General features: G+C 71.3%; 20 protein-coding genes. 9 read left to right on the top strand and 11 right to left on the bottom strand.

Going from position 1 to position 25,285, the window contains the following annotated elements:
- Positions 1 to 2 precede the first annotated feature (2 nt).
- Positions 3 to 1,316 carry an ammonium transporter gene (locus ACZ7MG_RS16645; RefSeq protein WP_471380005.1) on the bottom strand — a complete coding sequence of 438 codons (1,314 nt, stop codon included), beginning with the start codon at positions 1,314 to 1,316 and terminating at the stop codon, positions 3 to 5.
- A gap of 154 nt (positions 1,317 to 1,470) precedes the next feature.
- On the opposite strand from ACZ7MG_RS16645, the gene era reads away from it, so the two are divergent.
- Together era and ACZ7MG_RS16635 are read left to right on the top strand one after the other, a co-directional pair.
- Entirely contained in the window at positions 1,471 to 2,433 is a 963-nt protein-coding gene (era, locus tag ACZ7MG_RS16640) for a GTPase Era (protein ID WP_179203269.1), read from the top strand.
- 77 nt (positions 2,434 to 2,510) lie between these two features.
- Positions 2,511 to 3,224: a bleomycin resistance protein gene (locus ACZ7MG_RS16635; protein ID WP_471380008.1), complete on the top strand. Its 714-nt coding sequence runs from the start codon at positions 2,511 to 2,513 to the stop codon at positions 3,222 to 3,224.
- 73 nt (positions 3,225 to 3,297) lie between these two features.
- Here ACZ7MG_RS16635 and ACZ7MG_RS16630 read toward each other — a convergent pair whose 3' ends face one another.
- The 4 genes from ACZ7MG_RS16630 to ACZ7MG_RS16615 form a co-directional block, all read right to left on the bottom strand.
- Positions 3,298 to 5,262: a protein-arginine deiminase domain-containing protein gene (locus ACZ7MG_RS16630; RefSeq protein ID WP_471380009.1), complete on the bottom strand. Its 1,965-nt coding sequence runs from the start codon at positions 5,260 to 5,262 to the stop codon at positions 3,298 to 3,300.
- A gap of 330 nt (positions 5,263 to 5,592) precedes the next feature.
- Entirely contained in the window at positions 5,593 to 6,936 is a 1,344-nt protein-coding gene (locus ACZ7MG_RS16625) for a GH1 family beta-glucosidase (RefSeq protein ID WP_471380011.1), read from the bottom strand.
- Between the two features lie 111 nt (positions 6,937 to 7,047).
- Positions 7,048 to 7,314, bottom strand: coding sequence for a protealysin inhibitor emfourin (locus tag ACZ7MG_RS16620; protein WP_086762788.1), 267 nt, complete (start codon positions 7,312 to 7,314; stop codon positions 7,048 to 7,050).
- A gap of 20 nt (positions 7,315 to 7,334) precedes the next feature.
- Positions 7,335 to 8,405, bottom strand: a complete 1,071-nt coding sequence (locus ACZ7MG_RS16615) for a M4 family metallopeptidase (protein WP_471380012.1) — start codon at positions 8,403 to 8,405, stop codon at positions 7,335 to 7,337.
- Between the two features lie 418 nt (positions 8,406 to 8,823).
- Here ACZ7MG_RS16615 and leuA point away from each other — a divergent pair, with 418 nt between their 5' ends.
- The 5 genes from leuA to ACZ7MG_RS16590 all read left to right on the top strand — a co-directional run bounded on the left by leuA (position 8,824) and on the right by ACZ7MG_RS16590 (position 15,904).
- Positions 8,824 to 10,545, top strand: a complete 1,722-nt coding sequence (gene leuA, locus ACZ7MG_RS16610) for a 2-isopropylmalate synthase (RefSeq protein WP_471380014.1) — start codon at positions 8,824 to 8,826, stop codon at positions 10,543 to 10,545.
- A 240-nt stretch (positions 10,546 to 10,785) separates the two neighbouring features.
- Positions 10,786 to 11,517, top strand: coding sequence for a tellurite resistance TerB family protein (locus ACZ7MG_RS16605; protein ID WP_471380016.1), 732 nt, complete (start codon positions 10,786 to 10,788; stop codon positions 11,515 to 11,517).
- Positions 11,518 to 11,741: 224 nt separating this feature from the next.
- Positions 11,742 to 13,844, top strand: a complete 2,103-nt coding sequence (locus tag ACZ7MG_RS16600) for an MMPL family transporter (RefSeq protein WP_471380018.1) — start codon at positions 11,742 to 11,744, stop codon at positions 13,842 to 13,844.
- A gap of 90 nt (positions 13,845 to 13,934) precedes the next feature.
- Positions 13,935 to 15,227, top strand: a complete 1,293-nt coding sequence (locus tag ACZ7MG_RS16595) for a sensor histidine kinase (RefSeq protein ID WP_471380543.1) — start codon at positions 13,935 to 13,937, stop codon at positions 15,225 to 15,227.
- Positions 15,224 to 15,904 (top strand): response regulator, encoded by a 681-nt coding sequence (locus tag ACZ7MG_RS16590; protein ID WP_471380020.1) that lies wholly within the window; start codon positions 15,224 to 15,226, stop codon positions 15,902 to 15,904. Before ACZ7MG_RS16595 ends, ACZ7MG_RS16590 begins: the two co-directional genes overlap by 4 nt.
- 32 nt (positions 15,905 to 15,936) lie before the next feature.
- On the opposite strand, the gene ACZ7MG_RS16585 is transcribed toward ACZ7MG_RS16590, so the two are convergent.
- From ACZ7MG_RS16585 to ACZ7MG_RS16565, 5 genes are all read right to left on the bottom strand, one after another.
- Complete coding sequence (locus ACZ7MG_RS16585) at positions 15,937 to 16,878, bottom strand: dihydrodipicolinate synthase family protein (protein WP_471380022.1); 942 nt, start codon at positions 16,876 to 16,878, stop codon at positions 15,937 to 15,939.
- 15 nt (positions 16,879 to 16,893) lie between these two features.
- Positions 16,894 to 17,943 carry an oligopeptide/dipeptide ABC transporter ATP-binding protein gene (locus ACZ7MG_RS16580; RefSeq protein ID WP_471380024.1) on the bottom strand — a complete coding sequence of 350 codons (1,050 nt, stop codon included), beginning with the start codon at positions 17,941 to 17,943 and terminating at the stop codon, positions 16,894 to 16,896.
- Positions 17,940 to 19,937, bottom strand: coding sequence for a dipeptide/oligopeptide/nickel ABC transporter permease/ATP-binding protein (locus ACZ7MG_RS16575; RefSeq protein ID WP_471380544.1), 1,998 nt, complete (start codon positions 19,935 to 19,937; stop codon positions 17,940 to 17,942). The genes ACZ7MG_RS16580 and ACZ7MG_RS16575 overlap by 4 nt, the downstream gene beginning before the upstream one ends.
- A 79-nt stretch (positions 19,938 to 20,016) precedes the next feature.
- Positions 20,017 to 20,976 (bottom strand): ABC transporter permease, encoded by a 960-nt coding sequence (locus tag ACZ7MG_RS16570; RefSeq protein ID WP_471380026.1) that lies wholly within the window; start codon positions 20,974 to 20,976, stop codon positions 20,017 to 20,019.
- Between the two features lies 1 nt (position 20,977).
- A complete protein-coding gene (locus ACZ7MG_RS16565; RefSeq protein WP_471380028.1) occupies positions 20,978 to 22,609 on the bottom strand; it encodes an ABC transporter substrate-binding protein in 1,632 nt (543 codons plus the stop codon).
- A gap of 290 nt (positions 22,610 to 22,899) precedes the next feature.
- Between ACZ7MG_RS16565 and ACZ7MG_RS16560 the strand changes: the two genes are divergently transcribed.
- Together ACZ7MG_RS16560 and ACZ7MG_RS16555 are read left to right on the top strand one after the other, a co-directional pair.
- Positions 22,900 to 23,640 (top strand): FadR/GntR family transcriptional regulator, encoded by a 741-nt coding sequence (locus ACZ7MG_RS16560; protein WP_471380546.1) that lies wholly within the window; start codon positions 22,900 to 22,902, stop codon positions 23,638 to 23,640.
- A gap of 80 nt (positions 23,641 to 23,720) precedes the next feature.
- On the top strand, positions 23,721 to 24,179 hold the full coding sequence (locus ACZ7MG_RS16555; protein ID WP_471380548.1) for a protein-tyrosine phosphatase family protein: 459 nt from the start codon (positions 23,721 to 23,723) through the stop codon (positions 24,177 to 24,179).
- Positions 24,180 to 24,380: 201 nt separating this feature from the next.
- On the opposite strand, the gene ACZ7MG_RS16550 is transcribed toward ACZ7MG_RS16555, so the two are convergent.
- Entirely contained in the window at positions 24,381 to 25,037 is a 657-nt protein-coding gene (locus ACZ7MG_RS16550; protein ID WP_471380030.1) for a M15 family metallopeptidase, read from the bottom strand.
- Positions 25,038 to 25,285 lie beyond the last annotated feature (248 nt).

The following is a 25,285-nucleotide window of genomic DNA, read 5'->3' as shown; positions in this document are numbered from 1 at the left end:
CCTTAGGCCTTGGCCTTCTGCGAGGAGGGGACGGAGGACGTGACGGACGCGCCGACCGGGGCGCCATGGCCCAGGACGCCGTGATCGTATGCCGTCTCGGCGTGCACCGTAAGGTCCAGGCCGGTGTGCTCGTGGTCCTCTTCCGCGCGGAAGCCCAGCACCTTGTCGATCAGCTTCCCGATGCCGTACGTGACGCCGAACGCGTACGCCCCGACGGCGACCACGGCCACCAGCTGCCTGCCGAGCTGGGCGAGCCCGCCGCCGTAGAGGAGGCCCTCGGCGCCGCCGGTCATCGACTCGACGGCGAAGACCCCGATCAGGACCGTGCCGATGACCCCGCCGACCAGGTGGACACCCACGACGTCGAGGGAGTCGTCGTAGTTCAGCCTGAACTTCCAGCCCACGGCGTACGAGCAGACGACACCGGCGGCCAGGCCGATGACCAGCGCGCCGAGCAGCGAGACCGAGCCGCAGGACGGGGTGATGGCGACCAGGCCCGCGACCGCGCCGGAGGCCGCGCCCAGCGTCGTCGGGTGGCCGTCGCGCTTCTGCTCGACGAAGAGCCAGCCGAGCAGACCGGTGCAGCCGGCGGCGAGGGTGTTGAGGAACGCGGCGGCGGCCAGCCCGTTGGCGCCGAGCGCGGAGCCGGCGTTGAAGCCGAACCAGCCGAACCAGAGCAGACCGGCGCCCAGCATGACCATCGGCAGGTTGTGCGGCCGCATCGCGTCTTTTTTGAAGCCCAGGCGGGGACCGAGGACCAGGCAGAGGGCCAGTCCGGAGGCGCCCGAGGTGATCTCGACCGGCAGACCGCCCGCGAAGTCGAGGGCGCCGAGATCGTCGAGGATCCAGCCGCCCGGCCCCCACACCCAGTGCGCGACCGGAACGTATACGAGCAGCGCCCACACCGGGACGAAGACCAGCCAGGCCCCGAACTTGGCGCGGTCCGCGATCGCGCCGCTGATCAGCGCGGCCGTGATGACCGCGAACGTCAGCTGGAAGGTGGCGAAGAGGAGGGTGGGGACGGTGCCGTGGACGCTCGCCGGACCGAGGTCGGCCATCCCGAGGTGGTCCAGGCCGCCGATGAGACCGCCGAAGGCGTCGTCCCCGAAGGCCAGGGAGTAGCCGGCGGCCAGCCAGACGACCGTGACCAGGGCGATCGACACGAAGCTCATCATCAGCATGTTGAGGACGCTCTTCGTCCTGACCATGCCGCCGTAGAACAGGGCCAGGCCCGGGGTCATCAGCAGGACGAGGGCGGTGGCGGCGAGCAGCCAGGCGGTGTCGCCGGTGTCGATGCCCTGTGCGGCAAGGGTCACGATGGTCTCCAACGGGTGCGGGGGCTCGTCAGAGGGTGATCGGCGTGCGTTTCCGGACGTGTACGGGTGTGTTTCCGTGACGTTTCGTTGCGTGAGGGTTTCGGAAAGCTCACGCTCGGTGCCGAGTGCGGTGGGGCTCTGTCGATCAGGGAGAATGGGCGCCATGAGCGTGCGTACCCAGTCATCCGAGCAGCCGGCCGAGGCCCCCCACCGTGCGGGCTTCGCCTGCTTCGTGGGCCGCCCCAACGCGGGCAAGTCCACCCTCACGAACGCTCTGGTCGGCCAGAAGGTGGCGATCACGGCGGACCAGCCGCAGACCACGCGGCACACGGTGCGGGGCATCGTGCACCGGCCGGACGCCCAGCTGATCCTGGTCGACACCCCCGGCCTCCACAAGCCGCGCACACTGCTCGGCCAGCGTCTCAACGACGTCGTCCGCACGACGTGGGCCGAGGTCGACGTGATCGGCTTCTGCCTGCCGGCGAACGAGAAGCTCGGCCCGGGTGACCGGTTCATCGCGAAGGAACTGGCGTCCATCAAGAAGACGCCGAAGATCGCGATCGTCACCAAGACCGACCTGGTGGACAGCAAGGCGCTCGCCGAGCAGCTGATCGCCATCGACCAGCTCGGCAAGGAGCTGGGCTTCGAGTGGGCCGAGATCGTGCCCGTCTCGGCGGTCGCCGACAAGCAGGTGGACCTGCTGGCCGATCTGCTCGTCCCGCTGCTCCCGGAGGGCCCCGCCCTCTACCCGGAGGGCGACCTCACGGACGAGCCCGAGCAGGTCATGATCGCCGAGCTGATCCGTGAGGCGGCCCTGGAGGGCGTCCGCGACGAACTCCCGCACTCCATCGCCGTCGTCGTCGAGGAGATGCTGCCGCGCGAGGACCGCCCCGCCGACCGGCCCCTCCTCGACATCCACGCCTTCGTCTACATCGAGCGCCCCAGCCAGAAGGGCATCATCATCGGCCCCAAGGGCAAGCGCCTGAAGGAGGTCGGCATCAAGTCCCGCAAGCAGATCGAGGCGCTGCTCGGCACACCGGTCTTCCTGGACCTCCATGTGAAGGTCGCCAAGGACTGGCAGCGGGACCCCCGCCAGCTGCGGAAGCTGGGATTCTGAGCGGCCGGTGACCGCCGTGGAGTCGGCTTGTCCTTAATCGCTCGCCCCCTCTGGTCAAGTTTGACTAGGGTCGGGGTATGGGCGAGAAGACGATTCCGATCCTTCCCTGTCAGAGCCTTCCACATCTCCTCGACTTCTACGAGGCCCTCGGCTTCGAGGTCGCCTTCCAGCAGCGCAGCCCCAACCCGTACGCCGTGGTCGTGCGGGACGGCATCGAGCTGCAGTTCTTCGGACTGAAGCGGTACGACCCGGAGCAGTCCTTCAGTACCTGTTACGTGCGCACGGACGATGTCGACGGGCTGTACGCGGCGTTCCGGGCCGGGCTCAAGGAGACCTACGGGCGGATACCGACGCGGGGGCTGCCGCGTCTCGGGCCGCTGAAGGACATGTCGTACGGCATGCGGCAGTTCCTGATGACCGACCCGGGCGGCAACTGCGTCCGGGTCGGGCAGCCGACCAGCGAGGACCAGAGCCACCGGCCCGCCCCCGAGGAACCCTTCGCGCGGGCCCTGCACCTCGCGTCCCTGCTGGCGGACTCGAAGAACGACCCGGCGGGCGCGGCCCGGGCCGTCGACCGGGCGCTGGGACAGGACGCCGAGCGGCCTCCCGGCGTACTGCTGCTGCACCTCCTCGTGCTGCGTGCGGATGTGGCCCTCCGGCTCGGGGACGAGGAGACGGCGACGAGCGCGCTGGCGCGTGCGGCGGCCGTCCCCCTCACCGACGGCGAACGGGAGACGGCACACGACGCCCTCGTACGCCTGGAGGATCTGCGGGGCCGGGAGCGGGCATGAGAGAGCCGCCGCCCCGGAGTTCCGGGGCGGCGGCGGTCATGCCACGTGAGGCCAGGTCAGGCGGTGGCCGGGGTCAGCGGGTCCACCAGGCCGCCGACGTGTTCCGCAGGGTGTTGGTGCCGCAGTGGATCTCGCCCATGCCCAGGTGGTACGTCTCCCAGTCGTCCAGGTAGGACACCTTCATGCCGGCGCCGCTGTACGCGGCCGTCACGGCCTCGGTGAAGATGTCCTTGCCGCCGATGACGGGACCCCACTGGCGCGGGGCGAGGTAGTGGGTACGGCTGAGGACGATGCCGTTGACGGCGCCGGGGACGTAGGCGCTGGTCATGACCGGGGGAGCCGGTGCCGCGGGGGAGGCGGTGGTCATGCCTTCCCTCGACGCCGGGCCCTCGTCCAGACGGCGCTGCTGGCCGTACTCCCGTGCCACCTCCGGGAGTTCGGCGCCCGCGCCGAGGCGGGTCAGCCGGGGGAGGCGGGTCTTGGCGTCCTCGCCGGACCGGGTCTCGCCCACCATCTCCCGGCCCTGGGTGTAGAGCGCCGGGACCCGGACGACCTCGGCGTCCGTCACGCCCGTCTCGCGCTTGAGGACCGCGAGGTTGGCCTCGATGCGGCGCGTGGCGAGGTTGTTGTCGGAGACCAGGTTCTTGGAGGCGAGGGCCTCCGAGATGGACTCCCAGGGGACGTTCGGGAGGGAGAACATCGGCTTCGCGCCATGACCGGCGGCCTTCGCGTCCCGCAGCAGCTTGAGCCCCGCCTCGGGGTCGGCGATCGCGATCTTCCAGCCGCGCGGGGTGTCGGCGGGCAGGAACTGCACGAACTCGTCGACATGGCCCACGTGCAGCCAGGACGTGTCCAGGAACAGCGGGTCCTGCAGCCCCTGGGACTTGAGGAACGTCCGCATCACCTTGGCCGGCTTGGAGCCCAGGTCCGGGCGCTGGCCCATGATGATCCGGCCCGCCGGGAACGAACGCTCGCCGTGGGCGTAGGGCGGAATGGTCTCCAGGTTGCCCATGGAGTTGAGCGTCCACTCCTCCGAGTCCTTGGCGCCCGTCACCTGCACGGCACCGATGTTCGGGCCGCGCATCTTCTCGAACAGCTCCCGGCCGGACTCGCGGTCCAGCTGGGCGGAGCGCAGCATGACCCGCATGGCCTGCCGCTTGCCGTTGGAGCCGGTCATGCTGACGTACGCGGGCTCCACGAAGTCCTGCGCCCAGATGTCGCCGTACTTGGTGAAGTTCACCGTCGGCTGGGTGATGCCGGCGTTCTTGGCCGCCTTGTCCAGGCCCTCGCGGAAGGCGCGGTTGAGCTTGCCGTAGTTGCCGCCGGTGACCTTGGTGACCAGCAACTGCTGGGCGTTCTGCAGATGGTGGTGGGTCAGGAGAGGGGCGACGCGCAGGGTGACCGAGTCGGCGGTGGTGCCCTGGGAGGACTTCACCGTCAGCCGGACCCGGGCCGTCCCGTCCCACTTCGCCGTGTCCCGGATGACGTCCTTCGCCTCGACGCCGAACTCGACGCCGGCCTTCAACTCGGCCCGCGACAGCCGGGTCTTCGCCGTGACCGGCTCCCACTTCTTGCCGCGCTTGACGAACACGCGGGTCTGCCGGTCGCCCGCGGTGATCTTCACGGTGCCCTGCGCGCCGGCGGGCACGCTCCGCGGTACGGACCGTACGCGGGCCAGGTCGGCGGCGTCCGCGGTGCCGTTCACCTTGGTGTCGGAGGCGTCGTTGCAGGCGGCCAGCTGGGCGTCGGTGAGGGGCTTGCCCTTCGGGCCCGTGACCGGGCAACGGCGGGTGTCGTCGTCGATGTTGGGGAGCATCAGGGCGCCGCGGGAGAGGGTCCAGCCGTTCTCGCCCGCGGTGTCCGTGGTGCCTGTGACGTCGACCTTGCCGTCCCGGTTGGTGTCCACGCGGAGGTCGGTGGGGGGTGGGCCGGCGGCGAAGGCGGTGGGGGTGGTGAGGGTGGGGGTGGCGAGGAGGGTGCCCGAGACGGCGAGTACGGCTATCGCTCTGCGGGTGGGGGTGGCTGGACGCGGGGGCACGGGGTGTCCCTTCAGTGGTGAGGGTGGTCAACACTGAAGAGGGGGGTGGGTGGTGAAGCGTTCCCTGTGGGTTCGCTGTGATTTTTTCGCCCCCGCCGCCCCTACCCGTCCCATCCTCAAGGGGCGGTGCCCCTTTGACCCCCTTTCGCGCTTCGCGCGGGGTGGGTGGGTAGGTGCGGGTCGGTGGGGGCTTGTCGCGCAGTTCCCCGCGCCCCTGAAAAGCAGGGGCTGCGCCCCGTGCTTTTCGGCCCGAAAGGGCCGTAGGCCCTTAAGGGGCGCGGGGAACTGCGCGAGAAGCCCCACTCACCCGCAGCCGCTTCCCGACCCCAGTTACCCCCGACCCTGCGCCCTCAGTACCTCCCGGTACCACGCGTAGGACGCCTTCGGGGTCCGCTCAAGGGTCTCGAAGTCGACGTGGACCAGGCCGAAGCGGCGGGCGTAGCCCTCTGCCCATTCGAAGTTGTCCAGGAGGGACCAGACGAAGTAGCCGCGGATGTCGACGCCCGCCTCGGACGCGCGGTGCAGTGCGCGGATGTGGGTGTCGAGGTAGGTGATGCGCTGCTGGTCGTCGAGGCCCTCGTAGGCGCAGCCGTTCTCGGTGATGACGACGGGGGGCAGACGGTCGCCGTAGCGGGTGTGGAAGTCCGTCAACAGCTCGGTGAGGGCCTCGGGGACGACCGGCCAGCCGAAGTCCGTGGTGGGGACGTTCTCGATCTGCTTGACGGTGAAGGGGAGTTCCGCCGGGATGGAGACGCCGCCGAACTCGATGTCCTCGCCCTCGGGCGCGCCGACGCGGGTCGGGGCGTAGTAGTTGACGCCGTACCAGTCGATCGGCTCGGAGATGGTTTTGAGGTCGGAGTCGATGTCCGTGCCCGGCATCAACTCGCCGATCCCCTCCGGGTATTCGCCCAGCAGGATCGGCTCCGCGAACAGGCGGTTCAGGAGGAGGTCGTAGAAGCCGGCCGCCTCCACGTCCTGCTGGGCCTCCGACGCCGCCCAGGTCGGCCCGTGCGAGTTGGCGACGCCGATGTCCGTGACTCCGGCCGCGCGCAGGGCCCGTACGGCGAGGCCGTGGCCCAACAGCTGGTGGTGGGCGGCCGGGAGGGCGTCGAACATCAGCTGCTTGCCCGGGGCGTGGGTGCCGAGGGCGTGGCCCAGCAGTGTGTGCTCGGCGGGCTCGTTGATGGTGATCCACTTGGTGACGCGGTCGCCGAGCCGCGCGGCCACCAGGGCGGCGTACTCCGCGAACCGCTCGGCGGTGTCCCGGTTGAGCCAGCCGCCCGCCTCCTCCAGCGACGACGGCAGGTCCCAGTGGAAGAGGGTCGGGACGGGGCGTACGCCCGCGCTCACGAGTTCGTCCACCAGGCGGTCGTAGAAGTCCAGGCCGTTCGGGGTGTTCACCCTCGGCCAGGAGATCGAGAAGCGGTACGCGCCGACGCCCAGGTCGCGCAGCAGGGCCACGTCCTCGGGGTAGCGGTGGACGTGGTCGCAGGCCACCGCCGCCGTCGAGCCGTCCTTGATATGACCCGCCCCGGCCGAGAAGGCGTCCCACACGGACGGCTCGCGCTCGCCCGAGGCCCCCTCGATCTGATGCGCGGAGGTCGAGACGCCCCACAGGAAGCCTGCCGGGAACTGGGGTATCGGGTTCGTCGAGTCCGTTGGGTTCGTCGCCATGAGCGGATCATCCGTACCACTGGTAACGGAAGTCAACGCCCGAGGGGGAAGGCGGGGCGAAGGAGGGGGAAGTGCCCGTTTACGCGCCCCGGGCCCGGACCCGGTGCCCGCTCACGCCCCCTCCTTGAGCACCTTTCTGATCAGCTCCCGCTGGTCCTCCGACAGCCCGGGGTCCGCGCAGTGCACGACCCTGCCGTCCACCGTGATCTCGTACGAGAAGCCGTCCGGCACCCCGAGCGGCGGTGAGCCGCGGCCGGTGGTGAGGGCCCGTTCGGCCAGGGCGTGCCAGACGGGGGCGTCGGGCCGCCCGGTGGTGTCCACCACCGCGTGCCGCTCGATGCCCGCGAAACCGCCCGTGCGCCGCACTTGAATACGCATGGGTCCTGTCTAGTACGGAACTACAGCGTCCGCACGCCCACCTGCTCCCAGGCCTTCAGGACGGCCGTCAGCTCGTCGCCCTCGCCGTAACGTGCCCGCGCCGCCTTCACCGTGAGCGTGGCGAAGTCCACGAAGAGCGCCTGCTCGCTCAGTTCGCCGCCGGTGAGGACGTCGTACCAGATCCGGCCGGCCCGCTCCCAGGCGTGGCCGCCCAGCGCCGTGGCCGCGAGGTAGAACGCGTGGTTGGGGATACCGGAGTTGATGTGCACGCCGCCGTTGTCGCGGCCCGTGCGGACGAAGTCGTCCATGGTCGCCGGCTGCGGGTCCTTGCCGAGGACGTCGTCGTCGTACGCCGTGCCCGGGGCCTTCATCGAGCGCAGCGCGACCCCGGTGACGCGGGGTGCCAGCAGGCCGGCGCCGATCAGCCAGTCCGCCTCGGCGGCGGTCTGGCCGAGGGTGAACTGCTTGATGAGGGCGCCGAAGACGTCCGACATCGACTCGTTGAGCGCGCCCGGCTGGCCGAAGTACGTGAGGTTCGCCGTGTACTGGGTGACGCCGTGGCTCAGTTCGTGGCCGATGACGTCGATCGGGATGGTGAAGTCGAGGAAGATCTCGCCGTCGCCGTCGCCGAACACCATCTGCTCGCCGTTCCAGAACGCGTTGTTGTAGTCGCGGTCGTAGTGCACGGTCGCGTTGAGCGGCAGTCCGCCGCCGTCGATCGAGTCCCGTGCGAAGGACTTCCAGAACAGCTCGTACGTGGCACCCAGGCCCGCGTACGCGCGGTTGACCGTGGCGTCCTTGCCGGGCTCCTCGCCCTCGCCGCGCACCTTGCGGCCGGGCAGGTCCGTGCCGTGGCGGGCGTCGTGGATGGTGCGGTGCGGTGTGCCCGCCTCGGCGCCGGCCGGCGCGGCGATGCTCGGGGCGCCGATGACCGTGGTCAGCCGGCGGTGGGTGCGCTCGAAGGCGTCGCGCTCCAGGGTTTTGCGCGCGGCGCGGGCGAGTGCCGGGTCCTCGGCCCGGGAGAGCTTGTCGAGGACGTGTGGTGGTACGACGGTGCAGAAGACGGGCTCGTGGCCCCCGTTGGTCGTCATGGTTCTCACGGTTGCACTCCGTTGGGGACGTGTCACTGGGGGCAACCATGATTGGTGAAATGTGGCTGTATGGGTTGCGTTTCGTCAGCGCCGTGTTACTGAGGGTTGAGTTCGAGCTTTCCGTGGGTGGGGCTTCTCGCGCAGTTCCCCGCGCCCCTGAAGGGCGCGCTGTCGTGCCCGGTGTGGGCTTGCGCACCTTTTGTCCCCCTATTCGCCTCGGTCCCGCATACTGATACGGCCCCCCGCACCCGGCAGGACTCGGCTAGGCTGCGCAGCATCATGCGTTTCGGGCTGCTTCTCCTTAGCTGCCGCGGCGAGGGCCTGTAATAGAGGCCGACCCCCTCCCCGCGGTGCTTTGGCGTTGTGTCGTCGGCCGTCCTTTCCGGTAGTGACCGGACCACCGAGGAGCCCACGCATCATGGCGAACCGCCAGCAGCCCACGTCCATGCCGATCCACAAGTACGGGCAGTACGACCAGGTCGACATCCCGGACCGCACGTGGCCGAACAACCGGATCACCGCCGCCCCCCGCTGGCTCTCCACCGACCTGCGCGACGGCAACCAGTCCCTGATCGACCCGATGTCGCCCGAGCGCAAGCGCCGGATGTTCGACCAGCTGGTCAAGATGGGCTACAAGGAGATCGAGGTCGGCTTCCCGGCCTCCGGCCAGACCGACTTCGACTTCGTACGGTCGATCATCGAAGAGCCCGGTGCCATCCCGGACGACGTCACCATCTCCGTACTGACCCAGGCCCGTGAGGATCTGATCGAGCGGACCGTGGAGTCGCTGAAGGGCGCCAAGCGGGCCACCGTGCACCTGTACAACGCCACCGCGCCCGTCTTCCGCCGGGTCGTCTTCCGCGGCTCCAAGGACGACATCAAGCAGATCGCCGTGGACGGTACGCGGCTGGTGATGGAGTACGCGGAGAAGCTGCTGGGTCCGGAGACGGAGTTCGGCTACCAGTACAGCCCCGAGATCTTCACCGACACCGAGCTGGACTTCGCGCTGGAGGTCTGTGAGGCGGTGATGGACGTCTACCAGCCCGGTCCGGGCCGCGAGATCATCCTCAACCTGCCCGCCACCGTGGAGCGTTCCACCCCCTCGACCCACGCGGACCGCTTCGAGTGGATGAGCCGCAACCTCTCCCGCCGCGAGCACGTCGTCATCTCCGTCCACCCGCACAACGACCGCGGTACGGCCGTCGCGGCGGCCGAGCTGGCGCTGATGGCCGGCGCCGACCGCGTCGAGGGCTGTCTGTTCGGGCAGGGCGAGCGCACCGGCAACGTCGACCTGGTCACCCTGGGCATGAACCTGTTCTCGCAGGGCGTCGACCCGCAGATCGACTTCTCCGACATCGACGAGATCCGTCGCACGTGGGAGTACTGCAACCAGATGGAGGTCCACCCGCGCCACCCGTACGTGGGCGACCTGGTCTACACGTCCTTCTCCGGCTCCCACCAGGACGCCATCAAGAAGGGCTTCGACGCCATGGAGGCGTCCGCCGCCGAGCAGGGCAAGACGGTCGACGACATCGAGTGGGCCGTCCCGTACCTGCCGATCGACCCCAAGGACGTCGGCCGTTCCTACGAGGCCGTCATCCGGGTCAACTCGCAGTCCGGCAAGGGCGGTATCGCCTACGTCCTGAAGAACGACCACAAGCTGGACCTGCCGCGCCGGATGCAGATCGAGTTCTCCAAGCTGATCCAGGCCAAGACGGACGCCGAGGGCGGCGAGGTCACCGGCGGCGACATCTGGGCCGTCTTCCAGGACGAGTACCTGCCGAACCCGGACAACCCGTGGGGCCGCGTCCAGGTCCGCAACAACCAGTCGACGACCGACAAGGACGGCGTGGACACGCTGACCGTGGAGGCCGAGGTCGACGGCGCCGAGACCACCCTGGTCGGTACCGGCAACGGCCCGATCTCCGCGTTCTTCCACGCGCTGCAGGGCATCGGCATCGACGCGCGGCTGCTGGACTACCAGGAGCACACGATGAGCGAGGGCGCCTCCGCGCAGGCCGCCTCGTACATCGAGGTCGCCATCGAGGACAAGGTCCTGTGGGGCATCGGGATCGACGCGAACACGACGCGTGCCTCGCTGAAGGCGGTCGTCTCGGCCGTCAACCGCGCGGCCCGCTGACCAGCCGGACCGGCGGTTTAAATTCCGTTGAGGGCCCCCGTCCACCGGAATCCGGTGGACGGGGGCCGTCGTCCGGCCGTCGTTTACCGGCCAAACCCGGTGATCGTCGGGGGTAGGCCTCGTCCGGGGTACTGACTGCGCCTCACCAATGTGGCTAACATCACGCAAGCGCGGCGATGATGCCGAGAGGGCACCTCCCGCGCCCAGGGGCCGTGTGTGGGGGAGTGACGGAGGTGCGACGTGCTGCCAGGACGGGACCCGATCGGCGATGCCGCCGCGCTCGCCCGCGTCGGGTACACCAGCCGAGTCACCGGTCTGTCCCGCGTGATGGGCACCCGGATCGCGTGGACGGGCGTCGGTGACGGTGAGTTCTTCTGTCCGGGCTGCGGAGGCGACCGCAACTACCAGCGCCTCACCGGCCGCCGCCGCTTCACCCTCCTCGGCGTCCCCGTCCTGCCGCGCGGCGTGACCGGGCCCGTGGTGGAGTGCGCGGCCTGCCGCCACCACTACGCCACCGACGTCCTCGACCACCCCACCACCACCCGCTTCTCCGCGATGCTCCGCGACGCCGTCCACACGGTGGCCCTGGCCGTCCTCGCGGCCAGCGGCACCTGCTCCCGCACCTCGCTGACCGTCGCCGCGAGCGCCGTCCGCTCGGCCGGGTTCGACGACTGCACCGAGGACCAACTCGGCGCCCTCGTCGAGGCGCTGGCCGCCGACACGGGCCGTGTCTTCGGCGAACCCTGCGGCCCCGGTCTGGCCATAGAGCTGCACGAGGCCCTGGACCCGCTGGCCCCCCACCTCGCCCCGACCGGCCGCGAGGCCATTCTGCTCCAGGGCGCCCGCATCGCCCTCGCGGACGGCCCGTACACCCCGGCCGAGCGGGACGCGCTGGCCACGGTCGGCGCGGCCCTCACGATCTGCTCGGACGACGTCACCCGCCTGCTGGCAGCGGCCCGCACCCCGTCGTAACGTTCCGCACCCCGTCGTAACGTTCCTCCGCCCGCCCCGTACGGCCGCCTCGCACCCCTGCGCCGGCCGTCGCCCCCCCCGCCGTACTCCCCAGGGAGTAACGCGACCCCCGGGTCACCCCTCGCAGTACCCCGCAACTCGCCCTGCCGTCCGACGAATCGGGGCGCTCGCGCCGGGAGTCTGGTGAACGTCCAGACGCACCCGGCGAGGGAGGGGGACCCGTCATGGGGTCCGGAGAGAAAGACGTACGTGGGCGACGGCGGGCCGTGCCCTGGCTGGTGCTCGGGTTGTGGGTGGTGCTGCTCGCGGTGGTCTCGCCCTTTGCGGCGAAGCTGTCGGAGGTGCAGAACGACCGGGCCGTGGACTATCTCCCGGCGAGCGCCGACTCCACCCAGGTCGCCGAGATCCAGGACCGGTTGCCCGGCGGCGAGACCACCGAGCTGGTGCTCGTCTACCACCGGGACGGCGGGCTGACGGCCGCCGACCGGACCGCCGCCGAGGCCCAGGTCGCCGAGATCGGGCAGCGGGACCGGCTGGCCGCCGCCCCGGAGGGCGTGCCCTCGGCGGACGGGACCACGCTCATGTACCCGGTCGCGAGCAACGGGCCCGGAACCGACGAGAAGCTGCGGGACGCGTTCGTCGAGCGGGTACGCGAAGTCGCCCACAGCGAGGGCGGGTTGACCGTCGAGGTGGGCGGGTCGGGCGCCCTCGCCACCGACGCGGGCAAAGTCTACGATTCGCTCGGCGGGCCCCTGCTGTACACCACCGTCGCGGTCGTCGCCGTCCTGTTGATCGTCATCTACCGCAGCCCGGTGCTGTGGCTGGTGCCGCTCGTCGTCGCCGGGATCGCGGACTTCCTGTCGATGGGTGTCGCCTACGGGCTGAACCAGGCCTTCGGCACGACGGTGTCCGGGCAGAGCTCGGGCGTGATGACGATCCTCGTCTTCGGCGCGGGCACCGACTACGCCCTGCTGCTCGTCTCCCGCTACCGCGAGGAACTCCGCCGTATCGAGCGGCCGTACGAGGCGATGAGGGTCGCCCTGCGCGGCTGCGGGCCCGCCGTGCTCGCCTCCTCCGGGACGGTCGCCGCCGGGCTGCTCTGCCTGCTCGCCGCCGACCTCAACAGCAGCCGGGGCATGGGCCCGCTCGGCACGGTGGGCGTGCTGTGTGCCCTGCTCGCCATGCTCACCCTGCTGCCGGCCCTCCTCGTCCTGCTGGGGCGGCGGGTGTTCTGGCCGCTCGTCCCGGCGTTCGGCAGCGCGCCCAAGCAGCGGCGGAGCCTGTTCTCGGCCATGGGCTCGTCCGCCGGGCGGCGCCCCCTGGTCGTGCTGGCGGGCGGCGCCGTCCTGCTCGGCGCGCTCGCGCTCGGCACCCTCAACCTGCCGGGCTCGCTGAAGCAGGAGGACTCCTTCGTCGACCAGCCCGAGTCGGTCGCGGCCATGGAGACCCTGGGCCGGGCCTTCCCCGGCCAGGGCACCCAGCCCATCTCGGTCATCACCCCGACCGGACGGGCCGACGCCACGATCACCGCGATCGAGGGGCAGCAGGGGGTCGCGGCGGTCGAGCGGGGCCGTACGGGCGGAGGCTGGACCGAGATCTCCGTCATCGCGAAGAGCGCGCCGCAGTCGGCCGCCGAGACCGCCACCATCGAGGCGCTGCGCGACCGGCTCCCCGGGTCCTACGTCGGCGGGCCCAGCGCCGAACAGCTCGACCTGAAGGACACCAACGCCCGGGACCGGCTCGTCGTCGTACCGATCGTGCTCGTGTCCGTGCTGCTGATCCTCGTGGCGCTGCTGCGGAGCCTGGTCGCTCCGCTGCTGCTCGTCGCCGCCGTGGTCGCGGTGTGGGCGGCCTCGCTCGGCATCGGCGGGCTGGTCTTCGGGCCGGTCCTCGGCTTCGAGGGCACCGACCCCGGACTCGGACTGCTCTCGTTCGTCTTCCTCGTCGCCCTCGGCGTCGACTACGGCATCTTCCTCATGCACCGGATGCGCGAGGACTCCCTGGCGGGCGCCGAACCGGCCGCCGCCGCGCTCACCGCGCTGCGCACCACCGGCGGGGTCATCGCCTCCGCCGGGCTCGTCCTGGCCGCCACCTTCGCCGTGCTGCTCAACATGGGCCTCGTCCAACTGGTCCAGCTGGGCTTCGTCATCGCGGTCGGCGTCCTCCTCGACACCTTCCTGGTCCGCACCTACCTCGTGACCAGCGCGAGCGTGGCGCTCGGCCGCAGGGTGTGGTGGCCCGGACCGCTGTCCAAAGCCCCCGCGCACCCGGTGGAGCCGCCACCGGGTGATGCGACGGACCGGGAACGCGTGGCGGTCGGCCGCTAGAGCCCCAGGTCCGATGGTGACGACCCCAAGGGCGCCCTTCCCTCCCGGAAGGGCGCCCTCCTGACGGAGGATGAGCGCGTGACGGCAATCATGGGCACCACGAGGATCGGACCGGGGCTCGTCGAACGGCTGCGGACGGCCACCGGGGCCGAGGCCCTGCGGTACGACGCGTACCTCGCCGCCGTCCTCGCCGTCGTCGACTGCGTGACGGCCGTGGTGATCAAGGGGGACGGACGGGTCCCGGACCCGCTCGGGTTCGCGCTGCTGCTCGCCGTCCATGTGCCGCTGGTCTGGCGCAGGCGCCGGCCCGTGCTCACGCTCTGGCTGCTGGTGGCGCTGGTCGCCCCCTACCACGCGCTCGACAACAACCATCCCGCCGCCGTGGCCCCGGCCATGCTCGCGCTCTACACGGTCGCGGTGAGCGGCACGGCCCGGCGCACCCTGCTCAACGGCGCCGCCGTGGTGGGCTTGACCCTGGTCGTCAACGCGCTGTTCACCCCCCACCAGCTTCCGGAGTTCCTGCGGATCTCCGGCTGGATCGTCTCCGTCCTGATCTTCGGCGGATACGTCCGCGTCCACACCCAGTACGTCGCCTCCGTCGTCGAACGCGCCGAGCGCGCGGAGCGCACCCGGGAGGAGGAGGCGCGGCGGCGGGTCGCGGAGGAGCGGCTGCGCATCGCCCGCGATCTGCACGATCTGCTCGCCCACAGCATCACGCTCGTCGGTGTGCAGACCTCCGTCGCCGCGCATGTCCTGGCCGCCGACCCCGACCGTCTCGACCGTGCCGCCGTCGCCAAGGCCCTCGACGACATCGCCGAGACCTGCCGGACCGCACGCGGCGAACTGCGCGGCACCCTGGAGGTGTTGCGCGAGTCCGACCACGCGGGCACCGGCGACCGGGGCCCGCTGCCGGGCCTCGACGGCCTCGCCGACCTCGTGGACGCGGCCCGTACGGCGGGCGCCCGCGTGCGGATCGCGGTCGCGGCGGACGGGGTGCCGTCCGGGGTGGGCGCCGCCGCCTACCGCATCGTCCAGGAGGCACTGACCAACGCCGTACGGCACGGGGGAGCGGACCTGTCGATACGGGTGGAGCTGCGGGCCGGGGAGGGCGCGCTCCGGGTGCGGGTGACGGACGACGGGGTCGGAGGAGCGGTCGGAGGAGCCGTGGCGGGTGCGGTGGCGGGCGCGGTGGGGACACCGGTGACGGGAGGCTCCGGCTTCGGGATCCTCGGGATGCGTGAGCGGGCCCGCAGCGTGGGCGGCACGCTGGAGGCCGGGCCCCGGGCGGGCGGCGGCTTCGAGGTGGAGGCCGTGCTGCCGCTGGGCGGACCGGGGGAGCGGCCCGTGGTCGTCGTGGCCGCCGAGCGGAAGGCGGACCGATGACCGAGCGCACGATCCGCGTCCTCCTCGCCGACGACCAGACCCTCGTGCGGGCCGCGTTCGCCATGCTCGTGGAGTCGGCGCGGGACATGGAGGTGGTCGGGCAGGCCGGGACCGGCCGGGAGGCGGTGGAGCTGGCGCGGACCGCGCGGGCCGACCTCGTCGTCATGGATCTGCGCATGCCCGACCTGGACGGCATCGAGGCGACCCGGCTCATCGCGGCGGACGAGGACCTCGCGGGCGTACGGGTCCTGGTGCTCACCACGTACGACACGGACGAGCACGTCGTGGAGGCCCTGCGGGCCGGTGCCTCCGGCTTCCTCGTCAAGGACATGCGGCCGGCCGAACTCCTCGACGCCATCCGCACGGTCGCCGCCGGCGAGGCCCTCCTCTCCCCGGGCCCCACGGCCCGCCTCATCGCCCGGCTGCTCCGGAGCCCCACCGCGCCGCCGCCCCTGCCCGCCGGCGGCCCCGAGGACCTCTCCGACCGCGAGAAGGAGGTCCTCACCCTCGTGGCACGCGGCCTCAACAACACCGAGATCGCCGACACCCTCGGCCTCAGCCCGCTGACTGCCAAGACCCACGTCAGCCGCATCATGGGCAAACTGGGCGCCCGCGACCGCGCCCAGCTGGTGATCGTGGCGTACGAGTCGGGGATGGTGACACCGGGCGGTGCCTGACGGCGCGTCAACAGCCGTCGGGGCGACGGTGACTACAACAACCCCGCCGCCGCCAGGTACTTGCCCACCTGCTCGGTCTCCGCCTCCGACAGGGGGATCTGGGGGTCCGCCGTGGCCGGGCAGGCGATGACGCCGCGCAGGTGGAGGGCGGCCTTGAAGGCGCCGAGGGCGGAGGAACCGGGGCCCATGCGGGTGGGGTCGCCGACGCCGACGAGGGCGAACAGGGCGCACAGGCGGTCCTGTTCGGCGCGGGCGCGGTCCCAGTCGCCGGCACGGCAGAGGCGGTCGAGACGGACGTAGCCGACGGGGTCGACGTTCGCCAGCCCCGGCACCGCGCCGTCCGCGCCCAGGGCCATCGCGGAGTCGACGACGAGTTCGGAGCCGGTGAGGACGGTGAAGCCGGTGAGGGCGGAGTCGGCGCGGGCGCCCGTGAGGACCGTACGGAAGGCGGCCAGGTCCCCGCTGGAGTCCTTCAGCCCCGCGACGGCCCCCTCCGCCGCCAGCTCCAGGACCAGGTCGGCGGGCAGCTTGGAGTGGACGGAGACCGGGATGTCGTAGGCGAAGACGGGGACGGGGGAGGCGGCGGCGAGCAGCCGGTAGTGGCGGGCGATCTCCGCCGGATGGGTGCGGGCGTAGAAGGGGGCGGTGGCCACGACGGCCGCGGCGCCGGCGGCCGTCACCGCGCGGACGTGGTCCAGGACCCGGGGGGTGGTCATGTCGATCACCCCGGCGAGCACTGGGAGTTGGCCGCCGACGTGCCCGACGACCGTCTCCACGACCCGCCGCCGCTGCGCGTCCGTCAGATACGCCGCCTCCGACGTCGAGCCGAGCACGAACAACCCGTCCACACCGCCCGCCACGAGATGGTCGACCAGCCGGACCAGCGAGGCGACGTCCACCTCGCGGTCCGGTGTCAGGGGCGTGCAGACGGGCGGGACGACACCGGTCAGCGGGGCGGGGACGGGGACGGTCATGACGGCTCCCTCGTGCTAGATGTGCTGGCTACCTCGTACGGCGGCGTCGGGCGCGGGCCCGCTCACCGCCTGGGCGACCAGGTCACGCGTCGACTCCGTCTCCTGCACAGGATGGTGGCAGCGGAAACGGTGTCCGGCGGCCGACGCGGCCGTGAACTCCGGCATGATCTCCGCGCAGTCGTCGTCGGCCTTCCAACAGCGGGTACGGAACGGACAGCCGCTCGGCGGCCGGGTCGCCGAGGGGACGGGGCCCACCAGCGGGATCGGGTCGATCGGGTCCAGCAGACCGGGCGTCGCCGAGAACAGCGCGCGGGTGTACGGGTGCCGGGCGCGGTCGGTGACCAGGGTCGCCGGGGTCTCCTCCACGATCCGGCCCAGATACATGGTGATCACCCGGTCGCTCATCCGCCGTACCGTCTGGATGTCGTGCGAGACGAACACCAGCGCGAGGCCGAGGCGTTCCTTGAGGTCCAGCAGGAGGTTGAGGATCTGGGCGCGGACCGAGACGTCCAGCGCGCTCGTCGGCTCGTCCGCCACCACCAGCTCGGGGTCCAGCGCCAACGCCCGCGCGATCGCCACGCGTTGCCGCTGACCGCCGGAGAGTTGGCCGGGCAGCCCGTCCGCGAGCGCCGGGGGCAGACCGACCAGGGCCATCAACTCCCTTACCCGGTCCTCCCGTTCGGCCGGGGTGCCGCGCCGGTGCACATCGAGCGGGTCGCGCAGGATCCGGCGGACGGTCAGCCGGCGGTTCAGGGCCGTCGACGGGTCCTGGAAGATCATGCCCGTGCCGCCGCCGACGGCCGTCCGGCGCTCGGCGGGCGACATGGACCACAGGTCCCGCCCCCGGAAGGAGACCGTCCCGGCCGTCGGCCGGTCCACCCCCACCAGCAGCTTCGCCAGCGTCGACTTGCCGCACCCCGACTCGCCCACCACACCCACCGTCTCACCGGGCGCGATCACCAGATCGGCACCGGTCAGCGCGTACACCCGGTCCCGGGTGAACACCCCGCCGCTGCGCGCCCGGTGGACGACATGGGCGCCGGAGACCTCCACGAGCGCGCTCACCGGTTCACCTCCGTGCTCTCCATGAGGTCCACCGCCGGGTGGTGGCAGGCCGCCGTGTGCGTACGGGTGCCCAGCAGGGCCGGGGCCGTCGTACGGCAGACCTCGCTCGCCCGGGGGCAGCGGCCGGCGAAGCGGCAGCCCGCCGGGAAGTCGGCGGGGGAGGGGACGACGCCCCTGATCTGGGTCATCCGCTCGGCCGCCGACTCCAGCGACAGGACACTGCCGAGCAGTCCGCGGGTGTAGGGGTGGGCGGGGAGTTCCACCAGGTCCGCCGTGACACCCGTCTCGACGATCTGCCCGCCGTACATCACCACCACCCGGTCGGTGACGTCCGCGACCAGCGCCAGATCGTGCGAGACGAGGATCAGCGCGAAGCCCAGCTCCTCCCGCAGCCGCAGCAGCAGTTCGATGATCTGCGCCTGCACGGTCACGTCGAGCGCGGTCGTCGGCTCGTCGGCCACGATCAGCCGAGGGTCGCGGGACAGGGCCATCGCGATGAGGACGCGCTGCCGCTGGCCGCCGGAGAGTTCGTGCGGATAGCTGCGCAGGGTGCGGTCGGGGTCCAGGCCGACCAGGCGCAGCAGTTCGGGCGCGGGGCGGCTGCCGCCCCGGCGCACGACCTGCTTCAGCTGGGCGCGGATCGTCATCGCCGGGTTCAGGGAGGACAGGGCGTCCTGGTAGATCATCGCCATCTCGTGGCCGAGCAGCCGGCGCCGTACCCGCATCGGCTCGCCCACCAACTGCCGCTCGTCGAACCGGACCCGGCCGCGCACCCGGGCGCCCTTCGGCTCCAGGCCCATCACCGTCAGCGCGGTCAGCGACTTGCCGCAGCCCGACTCGCCCACCAGACCCAGCACCTCACCGGGCCGGACCTCGAAGCTGATGCCGTCGACGATGTCCACGCCCCGGTGGCGCTCCGCGAAGCCGACGGTCAGCTCCTCGACGGACAGCACCGGCCGCCCGGACGGCAACGGGCGGGCCCGGGTCCGCAGCCGCGCCGCCGCCTCGGTCAGACCGGGCAGCTCGACGGCCCCGAGGCCCGCCCCGGAGCCGCCGCCCGGCTCGGGGGCCTCCAGCGGGTCCTCCGTCTCCCGCGACGCCCCCGGTTCCGTCTCCCGCGCGGCCGGCGCGGCCCACGCGTCGGAGACGCCCTCGGAGAGGATGTTCAGGGAGAGGACCGTGACCAGCATCAGCAGCCCGGGGAAGACGGTCGCCCACCAGCCGCCGGTCAGCACCATGTTCTTGCCGTCGGCGATGACACTGCCCCAGGACGGGTCCGGCGGCCGTACACCCGCGCCGATGAAGGACAGCGACGCCTCGAAGACGATGGCCTCGGCGACCTGGACCGTGCAGAACACCAGCACCGGGGCGGCGCAGTTGACCGCCACGTGCCGGAGCACGATGTGCGGCGTACGGGCCCCCAGCACGCGCTCGGCGGTTACATAGTCCTCGCCGTACTGGTCGAGGACGTTGGCCCGGACGACCCGGGCCACCGGCGGGGTGAACAGGAACGCGATGGCGCAGATCAGGACGGTGATCCCCCCGCCGAAGACGGCCACCAGGACGGCGGCCAGCGCGATGCCGGGGAACGCCATGACGACGTCCAGACAGCGCATCAGCGTCTCGTCGACCGCCTTGCGGGAGGTCGCCGCCACGGCCCCGATCAGCGCGCCCACGACCAGGGCCAGTGCGGTCGCGCCGAGCCCGATCGCCAGCGACCAGCGCGCCCCGTACATCAGCCGGCTCAGGATGTCCCGGCCGAGGCTGTCCTGCCCCATCCAGTGCTCGGCGGAGGGCGCGCCGGTGCCGCCGACCAGGGTCTGCTGGTCCAGCGGGTCGTCCGGGGCGAGCCAGGGCGCGAGCAGGGCGGTGAGGACCACGACCGCGAGGAAGCAGACCGCGATCCGGGACAGCGGCGGCAGCCGGCGCCAGGAGCGCAGCCGGACACCGGGCCGTGACAGGGCCTCGGTCAGGCGCTTGCGCGTGGTGACCATCAGGCCGAACATCGGGATCCCTCCGCCTTCGCCGATGCCTTCGTCGACGTCCTCGTCAACGTCTTCGCCAACGTCTTCGTCAACTCGCTTCCCTCAGCCGTGGGTTCACCAGCAGATACAGGACGTCGATGACGAGGTTCACGACCACGAAGCCCGCCGCCGTGGTGAGGACGACGCCCTGGACGACCGCCGGATCCCCGTTCTTCACGGCGTCGATCATCAGCTTCCCCATCCCGGGCAGCGAGAAGATCGTCTCGATGACGACCGCGCCGCCGAGCAGATAGCCGACCCGCAGCCCCAGCACGGTCAGCGGGTTGATCAGCGCGTTCCGCAGGACGTTCCGGCCGACGACCACCCTCGGTGGCAGCCCGCTCCCGATCGCCGTGCGGACGTAGTCTTTGTCCAGCTCCTCCACCATCGCGGTCCGTACGATCCGGGTGAGCTGCGCGGCCACCGGCAGGGAGAGCGCGAACGCCGGCAGCGTCATCGTCTTCAGCCAGCCGGTGAAGGAGTCCGCCGGGTTGACGTAGCCGCCGGTCGGGAACCAGCCCAGGTCCACCGCCAGGTACTGGATCATCAGCAGCGCCAGCCAGAACCCGGGCGCCGCGACCCCGGTCAGCGACACCACCCGGATGATCTGGTCCGGCAGCCGGTCCCGGTAGATCGCCGCGGTGATCCCGCCGAGCAGCGCCAGCACGACCGCGATGCCCAGCCCCAGGAAGGTCAGCTGGAGGGTGAGCGGCAGCGCGGTCATCACCTGGTCGACGACGGGCGCCCGGGTGAGCGCGCTGATCCCCATGTCCCCGTGCAGCAGATCGCCGATGAAGCCGGCGTAGCGGACGGGCAGCGGATCCAGCAGGCCGTTCTCCTCCCGGAAGTCGTGCAGTTGCTGCGGTGTCGGATTGGCGCCCTGGAAGAACGCGGATGCCGGGTCGACGTCCGAGAACCGCATGACGACGAACACGAACAGCACGATTCCGAGCAGCAGCGGAACGAGCAGGGCGACCCGCCGGATCAGAATGCGCAGGACAGCGACCACGCTAGACCCACTTGGCCTGGAGCAGATTGATCCCCGGATACGGCTGTGCCCTTATCCCCGACAGCCGCTTCGGATTCCACGCCGTCATCAGCTCGTTGTGCACCACCGGATAGAGCACGGCCTGTTCGGCGACGATGTCGATGTAGTCCTGGACCATCGTCTTCTTCTTGTCGGCGTCCGGTTCGCGGGTGGCCAGGTCCATGTCCCGGAACAGCCCCTTGGCCACCGAGTTGTCCGCCCATCGGGCGTACTGCATCCACAGGTTCTGCGGCCCGTAGTTGTAATGCATGATCAGATCGGCGTCGAGGCCGAACTGGTTGGGATTCGAGGCGGCGGCGACCACCTGGTAGTCCTGCTTCTGGTCCATCTTCGTGAACACGGCCGTGGTCTCCTGCGGAGAGAGGGTCGTCTCGACCCCGATCGCGTCCCAGGACGCCTTGATCGTCGGCAGACAGTCCACGATCCAGCTGACGTTCACCGCCAGGATCTCGATCCTCAGCCCCTTCACCCCGGCGTCCGCCAGCAGTTCCTTCGCCTTGTCGGGGTCGTACGCGTACACGCTCTTCGCCGGCCGATAGCTCGGATTCTGCTCGTTCAGAAAGGAACTCGCCGGTTTTCCGTGCCCTTTCAGAGCCACCTCGATCATCTTGTCCCGGTCGATCGCGCTATGCAGCGCCTGCCGGACCCGGACGTCGTCGAAGGGTTTGCGTGCGGTGTTGAACATCAGGAAAAGGTTGTTCATCCCGGAGCCGCCCTGGACGGACATTCCGCCGTTCTCCAGCTGTCCGATATTGGCGTACGGGATGTTGTCGGCGATCTGCGCGCCGGCACTCGCACCGGAGATCTTCGCGACGCGCGGGGCCGCGTCCACGATGGTCAGCCAGTTCATCTTCTTGAACGCGGCCGGGCGGGGCCCGTTGTAGTCGGCGTACGCCTCGAAGGTGGTGTTGGACTTCGGGTGGTGCGCGGTCTGCCGGTACGGCCCCGAACCGATCGCCTTGCCCTTGATGGCGTCCTCCCAGGCCCCCGGCTGCGAGAAGACGTGCTTCGGCATGATCTTCGCCAGCGTCAGCCGGGACATGCCGTCCGGGAACGGGAACTTGAGCACCAGCTCGACGTTGCGCGCGTCGATCTTCCGGACCTCCTTCAGCCAGCTCGCGAAGAAGCCCTTGGCGAGGGTCTGGATGCCGGGGTCGAGGATGCGCTCGTAGACGAAGACGACGTCGTCGGCGGTGACCGGCTTGCCGTCGTGGAAGGTAGCGCCGGGCCGCAGTTCGAACTTCCACGAGGTGCCGGAGGTGTCGCCCGGCACGGCCGTCGCGAGCGCCGCGTAGGGCTCGCGGGAGATGGGGTCCGTGTCGAGGAGGCCCTCGTAGATGTGGTTGTTCGCGGCCATGCAGAAGGCGGACGCCGTCTGGGTCGGGTCCCAGCTGCCGTCGTTGCCGTAGCCGATGACGGCGGTCAGGGTGCTGTTCTTCCCGGTCCCGCCACCGCCGGTGTCGTTGGTGGACTCCGGTCCGGCCGAGCAGGCGGCCAGCGACGAGGAGACGGCGGCGGCCGCGCCCAGCGCGCCGGAGTACTTCAGGAGTGACCGGCGGGTCGGCGCCGGGGCGTCACGGATCACGTCGCGCACGGTTCCTCCAGGGAGGGGAGATACGACGTCCTACGTCCTGTAGGGGCAGCGTGACCTTAAAAGCACCGTTGAGGGCGGTCAAGTGATCGCACACGAATGGCGTACCTGCCAAAGGTGCGACCAATGGCGGATCATTGTCGGCGCGAAGTCCGGTATGAAAGAAGGACAGTTGAGGGCCCGTTAGGAAAGAATTTCCCGGTCTCGCCACAGGGAGTTAACCTGACGTTCCCCTGGCCAGTTCACGCGGTTACCGTCCGGAGGTGGGACGTCGGATGTCCGGCGAGCGTACGATGCGGCGCATGTCTCAGGAGAGCGGGAGCCGGCGCCGGCCCGAGCGGCGGGTGAGCAGCCAGATCCAGCACGAGGTCATGCAGCTCATCCTCGACCGCAAGCTCCAGGCGGGCGCGCCCCTGCCCACCGAGACCGAGCTGATGGAGGACCTCGGCGTCAGCCGCAACTCCGTCCGTGAGGCCCTCAAGGCCCTCCAGGCCCTCGACATAGTCGACATCCGGCACGGCTACGGCACCTATGTCGGCGAGGCTTCCCTCACCCCCCTCGTCGACGGCCTCACCTTCCGCGCCCTCGCCCGGCCCGACGGCGACACCGCCGCGCTCGCCGAGATCCTGCAGATCCGCGAGGTCCTGGAGGACGGCCTCGTACGACGGGTCGCGGCCACCCTCACGGACGAGGAACTGGACGGTCTCGCGGCCGTCGTCGACCGGATGGAGGCGGCCCAGAAGGCGGGTGAGCCCGTTGCCGAACTCGACCGCGACTTCCATGAACTCCTCTACGCCTCCCTCGGCAACACCCTCGTCCCCCAGCTCCTCGGCGCCTTCTGGACCGTCTTCCTGCGCGTCGCCGGCGCCCGTGGCTGGACCGACGACCCCACCCCCGAGCTGACCATCCGCCGCCACCGCGACATCGTCGCCGCCCTGCGCGCCCACGACGTCGAGGGCGCGCAACGGGCGATGGCCGACCACTTCCGGGGCATCGAGACGAGAGCGGCGCAGGCGTCGCGCGGGGTCGGCTAGGCCCCATGGGGGAGACGGGCGTGGAGGAGACGAGCGTGGAGGGGACGGGCATGGAAGAGACGGGCGCGGAGGGGACCGGCATGGAAGAGACGGCCAGGGAAGAGACGGGCAGGGAGCCCTGGGACCCGGCGGACCCCGGTGTGCTGCGGCTGCCCTCCGGGCGGCTGGTGCGCGGCCGTGGGCTCCGCCACCCGCTCCCGGAGGGGAAGGTCCCCACCTACGCCGTGTACTGCCTCGGCAAGCAGCCGCCCGAAGTGCCCTGGGCCGCCCGCTGGTTGCGCTGGCCCGACTTCCGGCTGCCCGGCGACCGGGCGGAGGCCGCCGAGATGCTGCGCGACGCCTGGCACCGGGCGGCCACAGGCCGCGTCGAACTCGCCTGCGGCGGCGGCCGAGGCCGCACCGGCACCGCCCTGGCCTGCCTGGCCGTGCTGGACGGCGTACCCGCCGAGGAGGCCGTGGCGTACGTCCGCCGGCACTACGACCGGCACGCGGTGGAGACGCCGTGGCAGCGGCGCTACGTACGCCGGTTCGAGGCCTGACGGACGGGAGCGGGTGCCGGGCACCCGGAAAGCCGGGGCCGACCCCGCCGCCCCTGCCCGTCCCATCCGCAGGGTGCTGCCCTTGACCCCCGCTACGGGGTTGCCGCCGAGGCGGCACGGAGGACGGGGTGCAGCCCTCGGGGATGGGACGGGCAGGGACGGCGGGGGAAGAGGACGGCACCCCGGGCGTCCGGTGGTGGGTCAGGGGCCGGTGGTCGCGGGCCCGTACAGCGCGTGGGGCGCGCCCGTCATCAGGGCCCAGTACCGGTCCCCGTACGACCAGTGCCACCACTCGGTGGGGTAGTTGACCAGCCCGGCCGTGGTGAGCGCCGCGCTCAGCGTGCGGCGGTTGCGGCGGGCGGCCTCGGAGATGTTCGGCGCGTCGGTGTAGCAGGCGTCGTCGCTCTCCTCGGGGCTGGCGTCGAGCCGTGTGCCCATGTCGAGTTCCTCCCCGGCGGCCGTGCACAGGGTGAGGTCGACTGCGGCGCCGGCGACATGCGGGCCGATCTCCGGCGGCGACAGGGAACGGCTGGTCTGGACGTGGAGGTACTCCTCGGACCAGTCCGGGTTGGCCTCGCGCAGTTCGGCGGCGTACCGCTGGAAGTACTCGATCTGCAGGGTCAGCGGCCGGTACCCCTCGGTGACCAGCAGCCGCAGCCCGTCGGGCAGCAGCCGGGCGGCGCGGGCGAGACGCCAGGCGACGCCCTCGCGCAGATGCGCGTACGAACCCTCGGGGTCGGCCTGGCGGGAGTCGACCACGACGAAGGGCAGATCCCTCAGATCGACGAGGGGCTCACCGCACTCCTGGACCGGGACACCGGCGACCTCGGGGTCGCTCATCAGGATGATCGAAGGCATGCGTCGTCTTCCACCGGGCGGGAGGGGCGATGCGGCGGGGGGTGCGGCAGCACCCCGGGGAGGGACCTGATCCCCTGATGTCCCTCCCCGGGGGCTTCCCCCCTTGAGTGGTGGTTCGTGGCCGGGCTCCGGGCGTCCCCCGAGCCCGTCCTGCGCGTGCGATTCCACTGTTGTCACGTTCCCACCGGTCCGTCCCCTGTGCGCTCCGGTGGGCCGACCGGCCGGGCGGTGGTCGCCCGGCCGATCCG

It is taken from the genome of Streptomyces sp. NPDC107538, from assembly GCF_055657445.1.
The sequence above is the reverse complement of the archived record's forward strand: the minus strand, read 5'-3'. Positions and strand labels throughout refer to the sequence as shown.